Origin of the sequence: Roseovarius sp. A46 (assembly GCF_004126395.1) — a bacterium.
GTDB lineage: Bacteria > Pseudomonadota > Alphaproteobacteria > Rhodobacterales > Rhodobacteraceae > Roseovarius > Roseovarius nitratireducens.
Genome location: NZ_PVWS01000006.1, coordinates 1 through 18,757, shown reverse-complemented (window position 1 = coordinate 18,757; position 18,757 = coordinate 1). Strand labels below are relative to the sequence as shown.

Here is an 18,757-nt window from a genome sequence, read left to right as displayed (position 1 = left end):
TCAGCCAACGGCCGCCTGCAGGTCGAAGATCGGCAAGAGGATCGCGAGTACGATCACCAGCACCATCGTACCCACCACCAACATCAGCAGCGGATCGATGAGCGCCGCGACCCGCTTGCGTTCGTTCGCGAGCCACGATTCCACCAGCACAGCCGCGCGCTCGGTCATCCGCCCCAGCCGCGCCGATTGTTCACCCGCGGCGATCAGTTGTCGGCAGACCGGCGGCACGAGGTGCATCCGCGCGAGCCCCTGGCTGAGGCTCTCGCCACGACGCACGGCATCGGCAAGGTCTTGTGCCTCGTCGCGAAACCGGCGGACCACCAAAACTTCGGAGGCCGAGGAGACCGCGTCCACCACCGCCTGCCGACTGGAGATGACGAGCGCCAGCGTGCGCAGGTATTGCGCCGCCGCCGAGAGCCGCATCAGCCGCCCCACCACCGGCAGGCGCAACGCGAGCCCGTGCCAGCGGTCGCGGATCGCGGGCACACGCAGGGCAAAGACGGTACCGAGGACGAGGCCCACGGCACCGAGCCCGAGGGCAACCGCGTTGGCCTGAACGAAGTCACTGATTCCCATGACGGTCTGCGTAAGCGGCGGCAGGGGGCGGCCGGTGACGGCGAACATGGCGGCAATCTCGGGGGCGACGTTAACCATCAGGATGCCCGCCACCAGAAGCGAGACGGCGGCCACGAAGGCAGGGTATATGAGCGCGGTGGCAAGCTGCGCGCGATCAGCGCCCGCGCTTTCGAGGTAATCGGCCAATTGATCGAACACGGCGGCCAGGTCGCCCGAACCTTCGCCCGCGCGCACCGCAGCGATGTAGAAGCGCGGGAACCCGGCCCCGGCCATGTCGAGTGCAACGGAGAGCGGCTGGCCGTCCATCAGCGCAGCCTTGGCCTCGGCCGCCGCCGCCTCGATCACGGGCGCGGTGCCCGAGGCGCGCACCGTCTCGAGCGCCGATTCGGCGGTGAGATCGGAGGCGAGCAGCACTGCCATCTGCCGGGTAAAGACCGCGCGCATGTCAGCAGAAAGCCGGGTGCGACGGGTGAGCGAACCGCGCCGGGCGTTGGCTCGGCTTTTGGCGGTGATCGCTTCGGCAAAGAGGCCCTGCCCGCGCAGGATTTCGGCGGCCTGCGTCTCGCTCTCGGCCACAAGCGTGCCGCGCTTGCGCGCGCCGTCGGCGGTGAAGGCGGTATAGGCGAAGGCCCTCACAGCGCGTCGCCCACCACCCGCAGCGCCTCTGCAAGGCTCGTGCGCCCCTCGGCCACCTGTCGCAGCGCCTGCCCGAACAGCGTCTCTGCCGGGGGAAGCGCGAGTGGTTTCATTTCGGTCTCGGATTGGCCGGCGTCGATGGCCCCGCGCAGCGCGTCCGAGACCTCGAGGATCTCGAAGATGCCTACCCGCCCCGCATAACCCGTGCCGTGGCAAGCATCGCAGCCGCGCGCGCCGTGGTGCGCCCGCGGCACCTCCAGTCCTGCCGCCTCGAAATGGCGCGCGGTCCCGGGATCGACCGGCTGCGCCTCGCGGCACTCCGTGCACAGCCGCCGGAGCAGCCGCTGTGCGATAACGCCCCGCAGCGTGGCGGCGATGAGGAAATCGTCGAGCCCCAGATCGCGCAGCCGGACCACTGCCCCAACCGACCCGTTGGCGTGAAGCGACGAGAACACCAGATGCCCGGTGAGCGACGCCTGAGCGGCGATGCTGGCCGTCTCGCCGTCGCGGACCTCGCCCACGAGGATGATATCGGGGTCCTGCCGCAGCGCCGCCCGCAGCCCGGCAGCAAAGGTCATGCCGATCTCGGAATTGATCTGGGTTTGGCTGATGCCAGGCAGGTCATATTCGATCGGATCCTCGGCGGTGAGAATGTTGCGCACCTCGTCATTGGCGAGTTGCAGCAGCGAATAGAGCGTCGTCGTCTTGCCCGAGCCGGTCGGACCGGTGGCGAGGATGATGCCGTTGGGCCGGTCGGCGAGGCGTTTGAGCGTGACCTCCTGATCGGCGCGCAGGCCAAGTTGCTCCAGCGGCATCAGCCCTGCGGAGCGATCCAAGAGCCGCATCACCACCCGCTCGCCATAGTTCCCCGGAAGCGTAGATACACGCACGTCGATGGCGCGTCCGCCGAGGCGTAGCGCGATATGGCCGTCCTGCGGCAGGCGCGTCTCGGCGATGTCGAGCCCGGCCATCACCTTGAGCCGCGAGATCATCCGGCGCACCGGCACGTCGCGCCGGTCCAGCACGGTTTGCAACATCCCGTCCACCCGCATCCGCGCGCGCAGCCCCGCCTCATGTGGCTCGACATGCAGGTCCGAGGCGGCGGCGCGCACCGCGCGGCGCAGGAGCTGATTGACGAGTTGGATCACCGGGGCCTCTTCATCCGCCTCCAGGAGATCGCGTGGCCCCTGCCGCGTGGGCCCCTCCTCGAGATCGAAGGCCAGCCCCGCGTCGCCCTCGTCCGTCTCGCCATCGTCGCGGTAGAGCGCGGCGAGCCGCGCCTCGAATTCCGCCGCGTCGAGCCGTTCGAGCGAAAGCGCCTGCCCCGCGCGGCGGCGCGCCTCGCGCAGTCCGCGCGCCCCCGCCTCCGGCCCGGCCAGAAGCCGCCCGCCCTCGATCAGCACCTGCGTGTCACGCGCGAGGGCAAAGGGCAGCACCGGCGCGGGCATGGCTCAGCGATCCGCGAAGGTCAGCCGCGAGGGCAGCGGCGGCAGCCGCCTTGCGCGCGCCGCCGGGTCGATGAAGCCCGCGTCGAACGGCTGAGCGAGGTCGGCCCCGTCGAAAGGGAAGACCTGATCGGGCTGTTGCGGCCAGGTGCCATCATCGGGCGGCGCGATATAGGCGCTCGCGCGCTTGGCGGCCTTGGCGATGCGGCGCGTCTCACGGGCGGCCTCGGCATCCGATGACAGGATACGAGGGCGCAGCATCACCAGCAGGATGCGCTGATTCTGCGAGGTAGAGCGCCCCTTGAACAGCCGCCCCAGAAGCGGCAGCTCGCTCAGGCCCGGAACCCGCTGGTTGACCGCGCCGGAGCCGTTTTCCAGCAGGCCGCCCAGCATGATCACATGCCCGTCGCGCACCAGAACATTGGTCGAGAGCTCCCGCTTGGCGGTGATCTCGCTGCCGGCGGCTGAAGCGGAATTGGTGAGATTCGACACCTCCTGCCGCAATTCCAGCCGCACCGTGTTGTCACGGGTGATCTGCGGCGTGACGGTAAGGGTGAGGCCGACATCCTGCCGCTGGATGGTCTGGAACAGCTGCTCGGGCACCGCGCTGTCGCCCACTGTAGCAAAGCTGCCGGTGACGAAGGGCACATTCTGTGCCACCACGATTTGCGCCTCGCGGTTGTTGAGCGTGAGGATAGAGGGGGTAGACAGCAGCCGCGTGGAGTTTTTCGAGGCGAGCGCAGCGAGGAACCCACCGATGCCGCTGCGGTCGAAGGCGGCGAGGCTACCGCCGGTGCCTCCGCCGGTAGGCTCGGCCCCCGACAGAACGGTGGTCACGAGGCTCGTAAGCGTCGGACGCCCCTGAATCGCGAACTCGACACCACCCACGGTCGCGTCCTCGATTACGCCGCCGAACTGGAACGACAGGTCAGAGAAATTATCGACCGACAACTCGAAGATCACCGCCTCGATGAGCACCTGATCCGGCCGCTGGTCGAGCCCACGCACGGCGGCGATAATGGCCTGCATGCGGTCCGCGGGCGCGGTGATGACGAGCGCGTTCTGCGAGGTTTCGGCCACGACCTAGATGCCAGTGGTCGCGGGGGCGGCACCGCCTTCGCCCGCCGCCGCCCCAATGCTCGCGCCCGCGCCGCCAAAGCTCTGGCGGATGACCTCGGCCATGTCCTCTGCCCCGGCATAGTTGAGCCGCACCACCTCGGTCGCAAAGCTGCGCTGCGGGCGGTCGAGCTGGGCCACCACGTTGCGCACCCGGTCGCGGAATTCCGGCGTACCTGAAACGATCAGCGCGTTCGATCGCGGATCGGCCGACAGGGTCGCGCCGGGCGGCGCGATCGACAGTGCGTTGATGACGCCGAGCATCTCGGCGGCCTTGCCGTTGCGCAGCGGGATCGTCTCGATGGCACTGCGCGTCGGGCTGTCGAGCCGGTCCACGAGCTTGACGATGCGCTGGAAATTCTCGCGCCGGTCCGACAGGATCAACAGCCCGGCCTCGGGCACCACCGACAGCACCGCCTCGCCCGGCAGGAGCGGGCGGACGACCTCGGCGATTTCCTGCGCCGGGCTGTTGTCGAGCGCGATCACCCGTGTCTCGAAATCGCCACCGCGGCGACCGCGATCAGCGCCGGGGGCCAGTTCGCGCGCCACGTCGATGGGCACGATGCGGTCGGTCTCGTCGCCCTCGATGATGGTCAGGCGGTTGAGCTCGAGCACGTTTAGGAAAATCTCGTAGATGGCACCCGGCGACACCTCGTTGGGGGCGACCACGGTAACGCTGCCCTGCACCCGGTCGTCGAGGATGAAATTGCGCCCTGTGGATTGCGCCACGATCTGCACGAAATCACGCAGGCTCGCGTCGCGCAAATCGAGCGAAACCTGTGCCTTGGTCACGTGTGGAAGCGCTGCGCAGAGCGTCAGGAGCAAAGCCGAGAATCTCAAAAATTGCATTGTCAATTCAGTCTTCAAAGCCACATCGCGGCGGAATAGGGGAGCAGGTGCACGGGTCGCTCGCCGCGTCTGCCCGCCACCCGTTGAGCCTAGCTCATTTGTTCCGCCCTGGCCATCGCCAAGACGCACGCCAAGCAGGCATACGTGCGCGGCGTCTTTTTTCCGTCGTCACCCGTCTTTTACGTGGCCATGCCGCGCCAAGGCATGGTATCCCAAGATCACGACCGGCACTGGTAAAAGCATTATGATAAAGCAACTTGTAACGAAATTTCTGGTTCTCACGGTCGTGACGGCGGGGCTTGCGGGATGCGAGGCGGGCGCCATCGGCGAAGGCGCGAATTTCCAGAAGAAATATTCCGGTGCGCGCAAGGCGCTGGAAGAGGGCAATTACGATCTCGCAGCGCGCAATTATGCCGCGCTGATCCCCTCGTCGGGCCCGCTCGCGCCGCGTCTTCGGCTGGAATATGCCCATGCGCTCTTGCGCGCCGGGCGCAATGACGAGGCGGCACAGGTCGCAAACATGCTGGCCTCCGAGGTGGAGGGCGGCAACCGCGCCGCCGCGCTCGCCGTCGAGGGCACGGCGCTCCATGAAAGCGCGCTGGCGGACATGCGGGCCGGGCGTTCCGGGGCGGAGGTCAACGCCAAGCTGCGCCGCGCCGACGTCGCACTCTCCGAGATGCTGTCGCTCGATGCCGCGCTCGATCCGCTGGGCGCGATGCAAAGCCGACGGGCCGAGATCGCACGCAGCCTCGGACAGGGCTGACCATTCAGCGCGGCACAGGCACCAGCCGCAAATCGGCAGCCACAACGTCCTCGCGCTCGCCACGCTCGATGGTGAAGGCGTCGAGATCATAGCCCCACTGCCCCGATTGCGCCGAGAGCCACGCGGCCAGCCGCGAAAAGCGCACCGCGTCGAAGCGCAGGGTGATCCCGCCATCGGCGGTATTGGCGAGTTCTGCCACATCCGCGCGCAGCCCCGCCTCGCGCAGCGCCTTTTCCAGCCCGCTCATCCCGACAGGCGCGGCGGCACGACCGGCCCCGTCCCCCGCCGCGCGCGTGAGCCGCGCATACTCCACCGCCTGTTCGGCCACCCAAACTTCGGTGGCGCGCGTGACGGCCAGCGCCGCGCGCGCCTGCGCCTGCCGTTCGATCATCGGCACGGCCACCCCTTGCCATAGCCCCAGAGGCAGCGCGCCCAGTACCAGCACGAGCAACAGCCAACGCTCTCGGCGGCTGCGCTCCATCAATAGGGCCGCGAGCCTGTCCCACGCCGCGCTCATCGTTCCGCCTCCGCGCGCGTCGTGGTCAGCGCCAGCACCGCCTCGACACCGCGACCCTCGCGGGCGACGCGCGCCTCGGTCCCGGCGGCGGCCAAGTCACCTACCAGCGCATCGAGCGCCGCGAAATCGCCGATTTCGAGGTCGATCACCAGTCCCAGACCGGGCTGATAGCTGACGCGCGTGACCCTTGGATCATGCGCGACCAGTGCCTCGCCGGCCGCGCGCAGCACGTCGAGCGGGCGGGATCGCACACGCGCGGCCTCGGCCTCGGCGCGCGCCCGCGACAACGCGCCCTCCGCCTGTGCACGAATGTCTAGAACAGGACCCGAAGGCACCAGCGCGGTGCGCAGTATCGTCTCGGCATTGGCGCGATAGCTGCGGTCGAGATCGCGCAGTCGTTCGGTCTCTATCTGCACCGAGGTCGCCCAGAACCCGAAGCCACCCAACGCCAGCACCAGCGCCGCGGCGATCCGGCGCAGGCTACCGCGCAGCGCAATACGCAGCGCCTCAGGGTCGCGCGCCAGGTCGAGCGCAAGCTCGCCATGCCCAAGCCGCACAGGCTGCGCGATACCGGCTGACGCCAAGGCCTCGGGCCCGTCGCTGATCGGCACACCGAGCGTGGTCAGCCAGTCGTCGAGCGGCACGCAGGGCGCGCCGAGCCGCAAGATCGCGGCGGGAGCGGTCTCCTTCACCGCTTCTTCCAACAGCGCGCGGGCGAGGTCGGGCTCGGCGGCAAAGCCGTCCTCAAGGCCGAGCCGGGCGCAAACCATACCCCGCTCGCCCGCCTCGATCACCCACAGGCCCGGAGCAGCGGGCAACGTGAGATAGTCGGGCAGCACCGCGCGGCAACGCCGGCCCGCCGGAGCCACCAGCGTCGCCCAATCGGCGCGTAGCGCCCCGTCGCAGACCAGCATCCGCGCCCACGACTCGCGCCTTGACCCCAGCCGCGCGGGCCGCAGGTCGAGCCCGGCGGCGCAACCGGCATCGCGCAACTGCCGCCGCGCCACCCGCTCGCGCGCTACCCCCTTCAGCCCGGACGGCAGATCGAGCGGCAGGAGCGGCACATCAGCACCGGGTACGGTTGCCACGAACGGCCCATCGGGCAGGGGCGCGCCACTCTCCACCGCGTGGATCGCGAGGGACGGCGCGGCGGGCGCAGAGCGACGGCGGTGAAAGAGCGCGATCATGGCAGGACCATCCGGCGGTGGGCGATCAGCGCCGCGCCATCCTCGGGCGAGCGCTCTATGGTCAGGATGCGCCTGTGCACGCGTCCGTCAAGGTGCAGCGCGAGCCGCGCCTCAAACCAACGGGTGGAGACACCCAATCCCCCATCCGGCACCTGTGCCCGCGCGGTCGCCCTCGGGTGGATCAGCCGCCGGGCGCGCTCCTCGAAATCGGCCATGTCGGCAAACGGTGCTGTGGCACGCTCGGCTACCAGACGGTCGATATCGGCGGGGCTGGCAGCGGGCAGGACCGCGCCCAGAACCTCGGGCGGCGCTGTATTGACGTTGAGCGGCGTGCGCGGCGGCAGCGCGGCGACGAAAGGGGCAAGCCGCACGTAATGCGCCTCGGTCATGCCGCGCACGAGGCGCAGTGCCTCGACCCGGTCCGCCGCACCACCCACCACCCGCACTGGCACCGAGCGATCCGCGTAATCGGCCGGGCGCACCGGCCCGCGCGGCTGCACAAAGCCCGCGATCTCGGCCCCGAGCGCCACTGGCAGGCCAAGCCGCCGCAAGAGCCGCTCGAAGGCGCGCGCCGCCGCAGTGTCCGAGACATTGGCAAGGCTGTTGATGTTGAACCGACCCTGAAGATCGGACAGCCGCGCCACAAGGCGGCCCCGATCGATATCGGCATCGAGCGGCGCGCGCGCCCAAGGCTCGGCCAGGTGGTCGAGATCCGGCGCGCGCAACCAGTCCGCCCGCAGCACCGGGTCGATGAGCAGCAGGCCCGCATCCAGGTGCAGTGCCGCCCGCTGGCTGCCCGCGACATGGGCCATCCGGTCACGGCTGTGACCGGCCTGGATCATCAGCCCGGCGGCCAGTGCAGCGATCGCCGCCACCATGACCAGCGCGTTGAGAAGCGCAATGCCCCGGTCGCGCCTCATGGCAGCGCCACCAGCACGCGCAGCGCGCCGTAACGTTCTAGTTGCACGATGATTTCGACGGCGCGGGGCAGGTCGGCCTGCGCCGCCTCCGGGGCCTGTCCCCAGCCACCGATCCACCCCTCTTCGGGGTCCGCATAGGCGCGCAGGCGCAGGCCCGACACACCTTCGAAGATCACCGTTTCGGCGGCGCGTGCCGCGTCCGATGCCGGACGCAGCACCGGCCAGGCGGTGCGCAAGAGCCGCTCGCCGCGCCGGTCGTGACGCCAGATCACGCGCTCGGTCCCGGCGGCCTGCGTTCTTGGCAGCACGGCGCGTGCCTCGGTGCTGAGCGCAAACCGCCCCTCTTCGGCGCTGAGGTCAAGCAGGGGTGGCTCTGGCTCCACCGCCTCGGGCGGCCAGAACGGCAGGTCCGCCGCTGCCTTGAGGTCTGCCCGCAGGAGCACGAGGCCACGGGCGAGCGCTGCCGTCTCTGTCGCGGCGGCGGTGGTTCCGTCGCGCGCGCGCATCATGCCGCTCAGCGTTTGCAGACCCATGATTGCCACCAACGAGAAGATCGCGAGCGCGGCGACCAGCTCAACGAGGGTCAGCCCTCGGCTGCCCGCCTCGGTCATGGCGTCACCGCCCGCGGCGCGATCACCGCGACCCGCGCCCCCGGACCGGCTTCGCCCCGCGCGCCGATGGTGGCCAGCACATGGCCCGCGCGCGTCGGCTCCTCGGTCACGTCGAGCCGCCAGAGCGTGGTGCCGTAACGCGCCTCGCGCGGCAGCCCGCCCGCCACACGCGCACCGTAGAGGCGGTATTCCTCGGCCCGGTTGAGCGCCACCTGAAGCGCCAGCACGCGCGCGGTCTCGCCGCCCAGCGCACGGGTGGCATGCTCGGTGCTGCGCAGTGCCGCCATTGTCGCCATCGCAAGCACCAGCACCGCCACCACCAGTTCCAGCAGCGTGAAGCCGCGGGTTGCGGCCTTGACGCTCATCGGGTCGCGCATTCAAGGCCGGCGAGCCCCTGCGACCGACAGGCGGTCACAGCGTCGTCGGTGACAAAGACCACCTCGAACGGCGTCACCTCGCCATCGGGAAGAAACACGATGTCGGGGCGCGGCGGCCCGCCATCGGGTGCGGCGGCCAGGATTGGGCCGCGCGCGCCCTCGAAGCGTGCCTCGGAACGGAAGGGCTGCGTCCCGCCGGAGACCCGCCATCCGGTGTCACCGCCCTCGCCCGGCAACAGGACCTGCCAGCCCCCTGGCACGAGACGCAGTCCGCGCACCTCCTGCCCCAAAATGGCCGCGTCGCGCAGTGCGCCGTAGGTAGCGGTGAGCCGCGGCGCGTCCGCCGTCCCGCCGCGCTGGCCAATGGAGAGGCTCGCGCCCACCGACAGGGTGGCGATGATCGCCACCACCACCACCATTTCCAGCAGCGAGAAGCCGCAATCGGGACGTGCGTTCAGCCGTCCCATGAGCCGATATCCGCATCGAGCCCGGTGCCCCCGGACACCCCGTCCGCGCCGAGCGTGAAGATGTCAAACTCATCGTGCACACCAGGCGAAAGGTATTGGTACGCGTTGCCCCACGGGTCCATTGGCAGACGGTCGATATAGCCGCCCTGCGCGTAGTTGCCGGGCACCGGCTCGGCGGCCGGGGCGCTGACCAGTGCGGCAAGCCCCTGCTCGGTGGTGGGATAGCGGAAATTATCGAGTTTGTAGAGCTTGAGCGCGCCCGCGAGCGCCGAAATATCGGTCTGCGCGCGGGCCACGCGGGCCTGATCCGGGCGGTCAATGATGCGCGGCATGACCACCAGCGCGAGGATCGACATGATGACCACGACAACCATCAGCTCCAGCAGCGAGAACCCGGCGTCGCCGCGCCGTGCCAGTTTTGGCCTGAAAAGGAGTGACTTATTGATTTTCATGGTAAATTTTGTCCGGAAAGTGCTATAGTTTTCAGTATTGATGATAACCGATGGCCACGCGTCTGACAATCGTCCTGCGCCCCTGACCACTCCCTTGCCCGCGGTGCTGCCCGATGCAGAGCTTGCTGCCTCTCGTCCTTTTCCTTCTGTTCTTCGGCGCGGCGGCGGGGTCGTTTCTTGCGCTCTGTGCCGAGCGACTGCCGCATGGCGAGGGGGTAATCTTGCGCAGCTCGCACTGCCGGGGCTGCGGCGCACGGATCGGTTGGCGAGATCTCGTGCCGGTAATCTCGTGGATGCGGCTGGGCGGGCGGTGCCGCGATTGCGGCGCGCCGATCCCGCGCTGGCTGTTTCATGCCGAGCTTGGTGGCGTGGCGCTGGCGGCAACGGCGATCCTCGTCTCGCCCACCCCCGGCATCATGACGCTTGGCGCGCTGTGGCTGTGGCTGCTCATGGGGTTGGCGCTGTGCGACCTCGTGGCCATGCGCCTGCCCGATCCGTTCACCGGTGCATTGTTCGTGACCGGTCTCGCCTTGGGGGTACTGGGGCCGGGCGCGGGGCCCGCGCTCATCGGCGCGGGCGTGGGCGCGGGCTGTTTTCTCGCGATCCGGCTGGGTTACGAAGGCTTGCGCGGGCGCGAGGGGCTGGGCATGGGAGATGTCAAGCTGATAGCTGGCATCGGCGCGGCGCTTGGCTGGGCAGCGCTGCCTCTGATCGCGCTGATCGCTGCACTTGGCGCGCTCGCGATCACGCTGCTGCTGCACCGCGGATCGGTGGCGCGCGATGCCGAAATCCCGTTCGGCGCCTATCTCTGCGGCGCGGCAGCGCTGGTCTGGATCCTGAGCGGCAGCGTCGCCGCCTGAAGAATGTGCGGACGGCAGGTCGCCCCGCCGCCCGCTACGCACCCGTTGGCCCATTACTCAAAACCTCAGGGTACGATCCAGTCGCTGACAACCCGATATCCCAGCCGGGTATCGGGGGCGAGCGCGGCGATGAACGCGCCTTTCGAGGCGAAGCGCTGCCCCGGTCCCAGCGCAAGCTCGGGATGGGTGCCAGGGTTCAATTCGTTCTCGGCCTGGTGCTCAATGATCTCCAGCATGTAGTCACGGTAGAAATCATCAATCATGTGCAGGAGCGAGAACTGCGCCATCGTCAGGGCGTAATAGGTCTGCAACTGGATACGCGGGTGGCTCACCTCGAGCCGCCGGGAATGCATCCAGCCGCGCACGCGGAACTTGCGGGGGTGATAGCTGCCGGGCTTGTCATAGGGCCAGACCAATCGCGTGCGCGCCATCAACTCGGGTGGCAGCGTCTCGAGCGCGCGGTCCTTGGCCGCCGAAGGCAGGTAGATGCGCGAGGCACCGGGCGCGGCACCGGCCAGCGCCGCGAGCACGCCGTCAATGTCCTGTGGCCAGAGCGCAAGTACATCCGCATCCCCCTCGGCGGCCAGTGCCGCCCTGAGCTCCGCCGCATCCTCGTAGGTCACCGTCTCTACCGTCACATCCGGCAGCACCCGCGCCAACGCCGCGGCGAAGGCTTGGGCGGGCCGGGTGCCTGCAGGGCCGGTGCCGTGAAGCTGCACCACACGCGCCGGAGCGCTGTCCCGGTCGCCCAGGTGTAGGGCCAGCGCTTCGGCCTCAAGCGCGAGGCCGCGGTTGAAGAAGACCGAATAGCCATACCGCCCCTCGCCGAGGGTGGGCAATTCGGTATTGGGAAAGATGCAGGGCAGGCGACGCGCATCGCAGAACGCGCCGATCTCGTCCCATGGCCCCTCAACCAGCCCGCTGACCGTAGCAAAGACTGGCTGCTCGGCATATTTCGCCTCAAGCTGCGCGCGCCATGTCTCGGGCGGGCCGTCGAGGCGCCAGACATGCAATTTCCAGTAGCGGTAGGCGGAAATGAAGTTCGACCGGTAATTGGGCGAGAAGGTGGGATTATTGGTATCGCCCTCGGTATCCTTGTTCATCCAGTCGAAGAACAATTCCATCGTGCGCAGCATGGCATCCGCCGCATCCTGGTCGGCATCGGGGCCGACGATCGTGGCGAAATGGATGTCGCGCCCATCGACGCCCGGAGATATTTCGTCCGACAGCGTCCGCAGGAAGGCTGTAAGATTGACCACGTCCGCGTCTGACAGATCGTAGCGCGGCATGATCGGGTCAAATTCGTGGCCGCCGGGGTCCACCCCATCGCGCAGCGCGCGCGCCAGCGCCGCCTCGTCATAGGCGGGCCGCATCCGCGGCTGGCGCACCCGTGCCCAGAAGCCGGGGGGCTGCACCTCCTGGTAAAGCTCCTTGAAATTGCGGTTGCGGTCGGGCGTCTTGGCGTTGAACAGCACCTCGCCGATGATGGGGGGCATGTAGTTGCCCCCCTCCGAGGTGCCGAACCCGCTCGGACGGTGACAGCTCACGCAGGAAAACTGCGCGCCGGTCACTTCGACATCGCCCTGCGTTACGCCGCGGATCGGGGCGCCATGTGCGCCGATCCCCTCCCAGTAGAGCCGCTTACCCGCCTCGGCATCGCCCGCCTGCCCCGCACCCACAAAGGCCGGGGCCGCCGCCAGCAGCACGGCGAGCGCCGCCGCCCGCAGCCGCCCGATTACTGCCCATCGTGGCATCAGTTCACCTCTGGGCGCAGCAGCTTGGCGTATTCCTCGGCCAGTTCCTCTGCGCCGAGCAGCCCTTCGAGCCGCAACCACTTGGCGCCGGCGTTGGCGCGCAGGAATGTGAGTGGGCGGTGATACATCTTGTTTTCGCCCTTGTAGACGGCGTCGAAGGCGCGCACGACGGCAAAGATATCGTCGAACTGCCCGGTCAGCATAACCCAGTTGTCACGCGCATCGTGCAGTTCGGCATACTCGCGCAGGCGGCGGGGCGTGTCGTATTCCGGGTCAATCGAGATCGACACCATCAGGTACCGATCGTCGACCGCCGCGAGGTCGGGCTGCACCTGACCGAAGGTCGCGCTTTGCACCGGGCAGATGGTGGCGCAGCTGGTGAAGATGAAATTCAGCAGCACCGGACCGTCGAACTCCATCAAATCCGCGAAATTCACCTTGCGTCCCTGCCGGTCACGCAAGGGGACGGCGGGGGCGGCATAGGCGTGGTGACCGCGCTTGTAATGAAATCCGTCGGGGCGCATCGCCAGCTCGGTATTACCGTCGTCCATGCCCAGATGATCGGGCATCCGATGCTTGCTCCCATGTGCCAACGCGCCGGGTTCGGAGAAAAGAATGAGCGCACCCGTAGCGACCACCATAGCGCACAGGCGCGGAAAGGAAATGTGATGAACGTTCATCGTGGTCTCCACGAACTGAAAGTGAGTAATGTCTGTCGCGTGGAGACCGGCGGCATCACCGCCGGTCTCCGTGTTGGATTGCGGGTCAGTGCACCGACCACACCGCCACGTCGTGGTGCAACGCGTCGAACTGGTACATCCGCAGTCGACGCGAGGGCTCGTAGGTGAAGGTCACCTCCACGTTATGCTCGCCCACGCCATCGGTGTTGACGTAGTCCGACATCTCCTGCTGCATCCCACCCCAGGCGAAACGGTGCCCCAGCCCGGCATAGCGGCCCGGCTGCCAGCCCATGTCGCTCACCGGCGTTGGCGTCGGCTCGTTGGGCTTGGTCGCCGGCGGCACCGGGATCGGGCCCTGGCCTGCCACGTGGATCCAGAAGTAGTTGCGCCCGAAGGTAAAGAGCGGACCGGCCCCGCCCACGGGCAGCGTGTTGTGGAAGGTGTTCTCCCACCCCCGCAGCCCGCCGAAATCCACCAGCACATAGGCATGGGGGAAGTAGTCGCCGTTCAGAAGCTGGATATTGACCTGATCGCCGCGCTTGTCCCACAGGCCCGGGTTCATCCGCACCTCGGCGTCGCCGTCATGCCCCTCGAGCTTGCCGTACATGGTGTTGTTGAGAAACAACACCGTCACGTCAGCATCCGGCGCCATCTCATAGCCCGTAGGCAGCGTGCGACGGTTCCGCCAGTCGTAGAAGGCCTGCCGGATCAGCTCCATCTGTGCCCGCACGACCGCGGCGTTGAACCCGCGGAAATGTCGCCGGTAGTCACGCCCGGTATCCATCGCGGCCAGCTCGCGGAACATCCGCCACATGCGCTTGGCCGGCGCGGTATCCCCGATCATGCCGATGGCATTGAGCTTGGCCTCCTCGCTCTCGCGCGGATTTTCCCCGAACACGGCGATTTCGGCGAAGTTACGCGGGCGCGGATTACCCGCCTCGTCCACCCCGAGCGGCACCAGCACGTTCTCCGTGACTTGCACGCGCGGCGGGTGGTTCCGCCAGCCCCAGTGATAGCTGAGGTTCCAGAACCGCGCCGGCGGCATCTTCATGTTGAGCGTGTACTCCAACCCCTCCTCCATCGGAAAGAAGGTCTGGTCCATGCCGACATTCGGCAGGCGTGGGAAAGCGTCACCCCCTTGTGTGAGGTCGGGCCCGCCCATATCGGTCAGGTCGAGCTCCGTGGGATCGTCGAAGAACATCGCGTAGGGCGCGAAATCCTCGTGGCCGCGGTTGAGGATCTTGACGACATAGTTGATCGTCCATTCCTCGTCATTGACCACGGTCGGGTCGATATAGGCCACGTCCGACTCGATATGCGTGTCGTACCAGAGCTGCGTTATCGTGATTGTCTTGGTCTCGGGATCGACTGCCTTGGTCTTCAGCCCGCCAAGATAGTGCAAGAGCGGAAAGCCCTCGTATTCACGGTCGCTGAACCGCCCGCTCAAGTCGTTGCCCTCGATGATATCCACCGCGTGCTGCGCCAGACCCCGCAAGTCCCCAATATCGACCCGGCGGGGATAGGAGTAGCAGAACTCGTAGCCGCGGAAACTGCGGCAGACCTTGCGCGGTTCCGCCATCGCCTCGATCTCGTCCATGATCCAGTCGAGATCGTCGGTGGGCGAGGTCTTGTTGATCGGGCGGACCACCGGATCATCATGCAGATTGTAGGGGTTATCTGGTGTCGAGGGCAACGTGTTCGGTATCTCGTTGCCCCGGCACGTCTTGGCGTTCTCGTAGATGGTCGGAAGCATGTTGGGCGGGTTAGGCCCGAAGGAATCGCCCTCGGGAAACACTGCCGTGCCGCCCGCCGTTGTGAGGTAGGTGCGCGTGGCGGGGGTGATAACCTCGTCGCTCACTTCGTTGGTTGTGCGGATTTCAAAGGGAACCCGGGGCTGTTGTCCGCCGGCGGCATGGCCGCCGTTCTCGCAGAACATGTTGAGCCCGGCCGGCCCCTGCGCGAGGGCAGTTCCCCCCCACAGGCTGATGACGGGCACTGCCATCACCGCGGCCAATTTCATGGATTTACGAAACATTTCGTTTGTCTCCGTTACAAATGATTTGTCAGGCCCCGCGCGGCGGGGCCCGGAATCACGCTTCGCGGTTGTGGTTGCGCAGGTCCGTGAGATCGAACACCCGCGGGCCCGCGCGGTGCGGCGCAGCATCGGGCTCGGGCGCGCGCCCGGGCATAACCCAGCCCACGCGCTCGGCGGCGTCATCGGCGCGGATATCCCACGGGAAGGTGCCCCACAGTCCGGCACGGCCATTGCCGTAGAACACCACGTCCACCTTGCGCTTGCCGGGCAGCGTTGCATGGCTCATGCGATACATCCGAAACGCGAGATCGGCGCAATGCTGCGGCGTGCCGGTCAGGAAGTGCCAGCCCTCGGGCGCGTTCAACTCGCGCGCATAGGCCGCCATCCGCGAGGGCGTGTCGTGCTCGGGGTCGCGGGTGATAGAGTAGACGAACACGTCGCGCCCGACCTTCTCGCCCAGCTCGTGCACGACATCGGCCATCCGGCGCGTGATCGGCAGGTGCGCCTCGTCCTGGAGGCTCATGAAATGCATCATCACGACCTTGTTCTCGACAAAGCCCTCGTAGAAGGCCATGCCGAGACCGTCCTGATTGACCATCATCACATTGGGAAACGAATCCCGCAGGTTGGGGTCGATAACGCCACCGCTCTCGACAGGGTTGCACAGGACCGGCGTGTCGTTGGGATGCGCCTGCGCCGCGGCGTCGCGCAGCCGGCCCCGGGCTTCGGCTGCCGCCGCCGCCGCGCGTTCCTGCGAGTTGCCGGGCGTGGTGTAGAACCCCGCCGTCACCCCCGCAGCCGCCGCGACCGGCAGGCTCGCCATGAATTGACGTCTGTTGGTCATATCTTTTCCTCTCTCGTTCAGAGAATTCCGTTACGGCGCGCTCAGTCGCCCTGACCCGGTTCGACGATGTCCCAGCGGATCATCATCGCGTGGTCCTCGTGGACAACGTTGTGACAGTGCATCACGTGCTTGCCGAAGAAATCACGCCAGCGGCTGTAGAAAGTCACTTCGTCTCCCGGTCCAAGCGAGACCACATCCTTGCGGGACGTTTCGACCGCCGTGGGCGGACGTCCGTTAATCTCGAGGATCTGGAACTCTTCGAAATGGGTGTGCACGGGGTGAGCCCACGCGTTGCCCTCGTTGCGGAACGTCCATATCTCGGCAGAGCCCTGCTCGATCTTGGCATCCACGCGGTTGGGATCCATCAGGCGGCCGTTCACCGTCCAAAGCCCGTTGTCGTAGTCGAACACAAACAGGCGCTCGCGGCGAACCTCTGACATGTCGATATCGGGCAGGGCACGCATGCGGCGCGGGATGCGCGATGGATCGGGCACCTTCTGACCCTTGGCGCGGAATTCCATCACCGGCATCATGTTGTCCGCATCGAGCGTATAGCCGGTCGGACCCGCACCGTCGTCGCGGATCTCCAGATCGTTCCACACCTGGATCTTGTCGCCATCGTCATACTTCGAGAAATCGACAATCACGTCGAACCGGTTGACTACCCACAAGTTGATGGTCGGCTCCACCAGTGGCGCCTCCAACAGGTTGCCGTCGTTCGACAGGACGATCCAGTCGTCGTAATAGGGATCACCGCCATCACCCGGCACGATGCGCAGGCGCAGACGATAAAGCCGCGATGGACCGCCATTGAGGAAACGGAAGCGATACTTGCGCCGATCCACGTCGAGATATGGGGTAATGATGCGGTTGACCGTCACCATGTCGCCGATCATGCCCTGCGTGGTGTATTGCAAGCGGTTCGAGTCAAACGTGTCTGGCGCCCCCTGAGAGTTGCCCACATCGACCGGGCTAGGGCGCGGTTCGGGGTTTGGCTGGTCGCCGTTGTCGGGCAGGAAGAAATCCCACCGCGCCTGTCCGTCGGCGGTGAACTGTACGTCGTGCAGGATCAGCGGAATGTCATACTCGCCCGACGGCAGACGGAACGCCTTGCGGTTGCGGTCGCGCTCGTCACCGGAGTCGCGCTCGTCGAACAGCAGGTAGAATCCCGAGAACCCGGCATAGACATTGGTCGCGGTGAAATCGAGCCGGTGATCGTGATACCACAGGGTATTCATGATCTCGGTGTTGTAGGCGCTCCACCCGTTCGGCGACCCGGCCGGGAAATTGGCATAGTGGTGATCCCAGAATTCGCCGGGATTGAAGAAGTCCTGCGGGATGCCGTCGGATTCCGACGCGGTATGCGCATTGTGCAAGTGGATCGTAGGCGACGGCAGCGCGAACTGCACCTTGCCCGCCCCCACCACCGGCAACATGTTGATGCGGCGCAGGAACACCGGCTCGCCGTAGCGGGCGTGATAGGTCTCGCCCGGCGTGATGCCGTTGAAGCCCCAGTGCCACGAGCCGATATCGGGATCGCCGTCCTTGCCCACTACATCCGGCGTACCGTCACCATAGGGGGGCTGCCAGTGGTATTTCCAGCGGAACTCGCTCAGCACCTCTTGGTAAAATTTCTGCGGCGGGAAATCGTCATAGCGCTGATGGCGCGCCGGCTCAGGGGCCGGGTCAAGCGTATCCGGATCGACCGGCTCGGCGAGCGGCATGATGTTGAGCGGGGCCGTGAACGGCTCCACAAAGGGGCTCGGATCGGTGACGATGCTCGGCTGAAACGTGTCGGGGAACACGAGGCCCGATTGCGTCAGGCCCTCGGCGGCATTGTCCGGCCATTGTTCGATCTCGACCGCGCCGGCCTGCGTCGCCGCGACCGTCGCACCAGCCGCACCGAAGCCAAGCTTCAATGCATCTCTTCGTTTCATGCTTTGTCCTCCAGCAGAAAAAGCTTTGTTAAACACAAATGGGCAAGCAAAATGCTAACCCTCCCGTGCCATCGACATGCCACGGGCGAGAAGGGCCGAGGCCCCGTGACGCCAATGCGCACGGCTCCAGCGCCGCTTGCATTCGTCAGATTTATATCGGGCGCGAGCCCGGAGCTTGGGAAACAGGCCGGAAGGGTGAGTAATGTGCGGCCCGTGCGTGACCGTGATCACGCGAATTTGGTTCAAAAGGGTTTAGAGCGGTCGCTCCTCTTCAGGTTTCGCGCGCTGTACACAAATGTCTCGTCGAACTAATCGACGCCGAGATGCGCGCTTAACACCAGACGTGATCACATTTTTTTAGAGACCTCAGCGAAACGCCTCGTTTGAGCGGTGAGGTGGGATTTGTTTCCCCCGGGATGGTTTTGGGCCGGTTGTTAGGCTTCGGTGGTGGCCTTGACTGGCAGGTGAGATTGGTGAGGGAGCCGGGTTATCAGCCGTATCTCGCCTTGAAGCCTGCGCCTTTCCACAGGTTCCAGCCGATGGCCGCAAGACGGGTCAGGGCTTGCATTTTGGCACCCCCGAGGAACCGGGTTCGGCGCAGGCCCCAGTGCCGCTTCCAGTGGCCAAAAATCGCCTCCACCCGCCCGCGTGTGACGCCGATTTCAACGTTCCGGGCACGCTCCTGTGGCGTCAGTTTGCGCCTGCGAACCCCGTGCCGCTGCACCTGATCG

At 66.9% G+C, this 18,757-nt stretch carries 19 protein-coding genes; 2 read left to right on the top strand and 17 right to left on the bottom strand.

Going from position 1 to position 18,757, the window contains the following annotated elements:
• The 4 genes from C6W92_RS04830 to C6W92_RS04815 are packed head-to-tail and all read right to left on the bottom strand — an operon-like array spanning nt 1 to nt 4,622.
• Nucleotides 1-1,212, bottom strand: coding sequence for a type II secretion system F family protein (locus C6W92_RS04830; RefSeq protein WP_129431909.1), 1,212 nt, complete (start codon nt 1,210-1,212; stop codon nt 1-3).
• The gene (locus tag C6W92_RS04825) at nt 1,209-2,660 is read right to left on the bottom strand and encodes a GspE/PulE family protein (RefSeq protein WP_129431908.1); all 1,452 of its coding nucleotides are present in this window, start codon (nt 2,658-2,660) and stop codon (nt 1,209-1,211) included. The genes C6W92_RS04830 and C6W92_RS04825 overlap by 4 nt, the downstream gene beginning before the upstream one ends.
• A gap of 3 nt (nt 2,661-2,663) precedes the next feature.
• Nucleotides 2,664-3,737: a hypothetical protein gene (locus C6W92_RS04820; protein ID WP_129431907.1), complete on the bottom strand. Its 1,074-nt coding sequence runs from the start codon at nt 3,735-3,737 to the stop codon at nt 2,664-2,666.
• A gap of 3 nt (nt 3,738-3,740) precedes the next feature.
• A complete protein-coding gene (locus tag C6W92_RS04815) occupies nt 3,741-4,622 on the bottom strand; it encodes a secretin N-terminal domain-containing protein (RefSeq protein WP_129431906.1) in 882 nt (293 codons plus the stop codon).
• Between the two features lie 244 nt (nt 4,623-4,866).
• Between C6W92_RS04815 and C6W92_RS04810 the strand changes: the two genes are divergently transcribed.
• Nucleotides 4,867-5,385: a hypothetical protein gene (locus C6W92_RS04810; RefSeq protein WP_129431905.1), complete on the top strand. Its 519-nt coding sequence runs from the start codon at nt 4,867-4,869 to the stop codon at nt 5,383-5,385.
• Between the two features lie 4 nt (nt 5,386-5,389).
• On the opposite strand, the gene gspM is transcribed toward C6W92_RS04810, so the two are convergent.
• From gspM to gspG, 7 genes are read right to left on the bottom strand one after another with little or no spacing between them, the layout of a single operon-like run.
• The gene (gene gspM / locus C6W92_RS04805) at nt 5,390-5,902 is read right to left on the bottom strand and encodes a type II secretion system protein GspM (RefSeq protein ID WP_129431904.1); all 513 of its coding nucleotides are present in this window, start codon (nt 5,900-5,902) and stop codon (nt 5,390-5,392) included.
• Complete coding sequence (locus C6W92_RS04800; RefSeq protein ID WP_129431903.1) at nt 5,899-7,089, bottom strand: hypothetical protein; 1,191 nt, start codon at nt 7,087-7,089, stop codon at nt 5,899-5,901. Before C6W92_RS04800 ends, gspM begins: the two co-directional genes overlap by 4 nt.
• Nucleotides 7,086-8,009, bottom strand: a complete 924-nt coding sequence (gspK, locus tag C6W92_RS04795; RefSeq protein WP_129431902.1) for a type II secretion system minor pseudopilin GspK — start codon at nt 8,007-8,009, stop codon at nt 7,086-7,088. Before gspK ends, C6W92_RS04800 begins: the two co-directional genes overlap by 4 nt.
• Nucleotides 8,006-8,620, bottom strand: coding sequence for a type II secretion system protein GspJ (locus tag C6W92_RS04790; protein WP_129432000.1), 615 nt, complete (start codon nt 8,618-8,620; stop codon nt 8,006-8,008). The genes gspK and C6W92_RS04790 overlap by 4 nt, the downstream gene beginning before the upstream one ends.
• Nucleotides 8,617-8,985 (bottom strand): prepilin-type N-terminal cleavage/methylation domain-containing protein, encoded by a 369-nt coding sequence (locus tag C6W92_RS04785; RefSeq protein ID WP_164989173.1) that lies wholly within the window; start codon nt 8,983-8,985, stop codon nt 8,617-8,619. The genes C6W92_RS04790 and C6W92_RS04785 overlap by 4 nt, the downstream gene beginning before the upstream one ends.
• Nucleotides 8,982-9,464: a GspH/FimT family pseudopilin gene (locus C6W92_RS04780; RefSeq protein ID WP_129431999.1), complete on the bottom strand. Its 483-nt coding sequence runs from the start codon at nt 9,462-9,464 to the stop codon at nt 8,982-8,984. The genes C6W92_RS04785 and C6W92_RS04780 overlap by 4 nt, the downstream gene beginning before the upstream one ends.
• Entirely contained in the window at nt 9,452-9,916 is a 465-nt protein-coding gene (gene gspG, locus C6W92_RS04775) for a type II secretion system major pseudopilin GspG (protein WP_129431900.1), read from the bottom strand. Before gspG ends, C6W92_RS04780 begins: the two co-directional genes overlap by 13 nt.
• 113 nt (nt 9,917-10,029) lie before the next feature.
• Between gspG and C6W92_RS04770 the strand changes: the two genes are divergently transcribed.
• A complete protein-coding gene (locus tag C6W92_RS04770) occupies nt 10,030-10,776 on the top strand; it encodes an A24 family peptidase (RefSeq protein ID WP_129431899.1) in 747 nt (248 codons plus the stop codon).
• Between the two features lie 65 nt (nt 10,777-10,841).
• Here C6W92_RS04770 and C6W92_RS04765 read toward each other — a convergent pair whose 3' ends face one another.
• From C6W92_RS04765 to C6W92_RS04740, 6 genes are all read right to left on the bottom strand, one after another.
• Complete coding sequence (locus C6W92_RS04765) at nt 10,842-12,530, bottom strand: cytochrome c (RefSeq protein WP_129431898.1); 1,689 nt, start codon at nt 12,528-12,530, stop codon at nt 10,842-10,844.
• Complete coding sequence (locus C6W92_RS04760; protein WP_164989172.1) at nt 12,530-13,099, bottom strand: SCO family protein; 570 nt, start codon at nt 13,097-13,099, stop codon at nt 12,530-12,532. Before C6W92_RS04760 ends, C6W92_RS04765 begins: the two co-directional genes overlap by 1 nt.
• A gap of 196 nt (nt 13,100-13,295) precedes the next feature.
• A complete protein-coding gene (locus C6W92_RS04755; RefSeq protein WP_129431896.1) occupies nt 13,296-15,230 on the bottom strand; it encodes a hypothetical protein in 1,935 nt (644 codons plus the stop codon).
• A gap of 70 nt (nt 15,231-15,300) precedes the next feature.
• Entirely contained in the window at nt 15,301-16,089 is a 789-nt protein-coding gene (locus C6W92_RS04750) for an SCO family protein (protein ID WP_129431895.1), read from the bottom strand.
• A 41-nt stretch (nt 16,090-16,130) separates the two neighbouring features.
• The gene (locus C6W92_RS04745) at nt 16,131-18,026 is read right to left on the bottom strand and encodes a multicopper oxidase domain-containing protein (RefSeq protein ID WP_241691074.1); all 1,896 of its coding nucleotides are present in this window, start codon (nt 18,024-18,026) and stop codon (nt 16,131-16,133) included.
• 490 nt (nt 18,027-18,516) lie between these two features.
• Nucleotides 18,517-18,757 (bottom strand): transposase (locus tag C6W92_RS04740; RefSeq protein WP_164989171.1); only part of this gene is annotated, 241 nt, incomplete at its 5' end.

Bases quoted from the DNA above. Each gene is read 5' to 3' on its own strand.
- C6W92_RS04825 (WP_129431908.1), bottom strand. From the start codon at position 2,660: ATGCCCGCGCCGGTGCTGCCCTTTGCCCTCGCGCGTGACACGCAGGTG.
- C6W92_RS04815 (WP_129431906.1), bottom strand. From the start codon at position 4,622: ATGCAATTTTTGAGATTCTCGGCTTTGCTCCTGACGCTCTGCGCAGCG.
- C6W92_RS04810 (WP_129431905.1), top strand. From the start codon at position 4,867: ATGATAAAGCAACTTGTAACGAAATTTCTGGTTCTCACGGTCGTGACG.
- gspM (WP_129431904.1), bottom strand. From the start codon at position 5,902: ATGAGCGCGGCGTGGGACAGGCTCGCGGCCCTATTGATGGAGCGCAGC.
- C6W92_RS04800 (WP_129431903.1), bottom strand. From the start codon at position 7,089: ATGATCGCGCTCTTTCACCGCCGTCGCTCTGCGCCCGCCGCGCCGTCC.
- gspK (WP_129431902.1), bottom strand. From the start codon at position 8,009: ATGAGGCGCGACCGGGGCATTGCGCTTCTCAACGCGCTGGTCATGGTG.
- C6W92_RS04790 (WP_129432000.1), bottom strand. From the start codon at position 8,620: ATGACCGAGGCGGGCAGCCGAGGGCTGACCCTCGTTGAGCTGGTCGCC.
- C6W92_RS04785 (WP_164989173.1), bottom strand. From the start codon at position 8,985: ATGAGCGTCAAGGCCGCAACCCGCGGCTTCACGCTGCTGGAACTGGTG.
- C6W92_RS04780 (WP_129431999.1), bottom strand. From the start codon at position 9,464: ATGGGACGGCTGAACGCACGTCCCGATTGCGGCTTCTCGCTGCTGGAA.
- gspG (WP_129431900.1), bottom strand. From the start codon at position 9,916: ATGAAAATCAATAAGTCACTCCTTTTCAGGCCAAAACTGGCACGGCGC.
- C6W92_RS04770 (WP_129431899.1), top strand. From the start codon at position 10,030: ATGCAGAGCTTGCTGCCTCTCGTCCTTTTCCTTCTGTTCTTCGGCGCG.
- C6W92_RS04765 (WP_129431898.1), bottom strand. From the start codon at position 12,530: ATGCCACGATGGGCAGTAATCGGGCGGCTGCGGGCGGCGGCGCTCGCC.
- C6W92_RS04760 (WP_164989172.1), bottom strand. From the start codon at position 13,099: ATGCCCGATCATCTGGGCATGGACGACGGTAATACCGAGCTGGCGATG.
- C6W92_RS04755 (WP_129431896.1), bottom strand. From the start codon at position 15,230: ATGAAATTGGCCGCGGTGATGGCAGTGCCCGTCATCAGCCTGTGGGGG.
- C6W92_RS04750 (WP_129431895.1), bottom strand. From the start codon at position 16,089: ATGACCAACAGACGTCAATTCATGGCGAGCCTGCCGGTCGCGGCGGCT.
- C6W92_RS04745 (WP_241691074.1), bottom strand. From the start codon at position 18,026: ATGAAACGAAGAGATGCATTGAAGCTTGGCTTCGGTGCGGCTGGTGCG.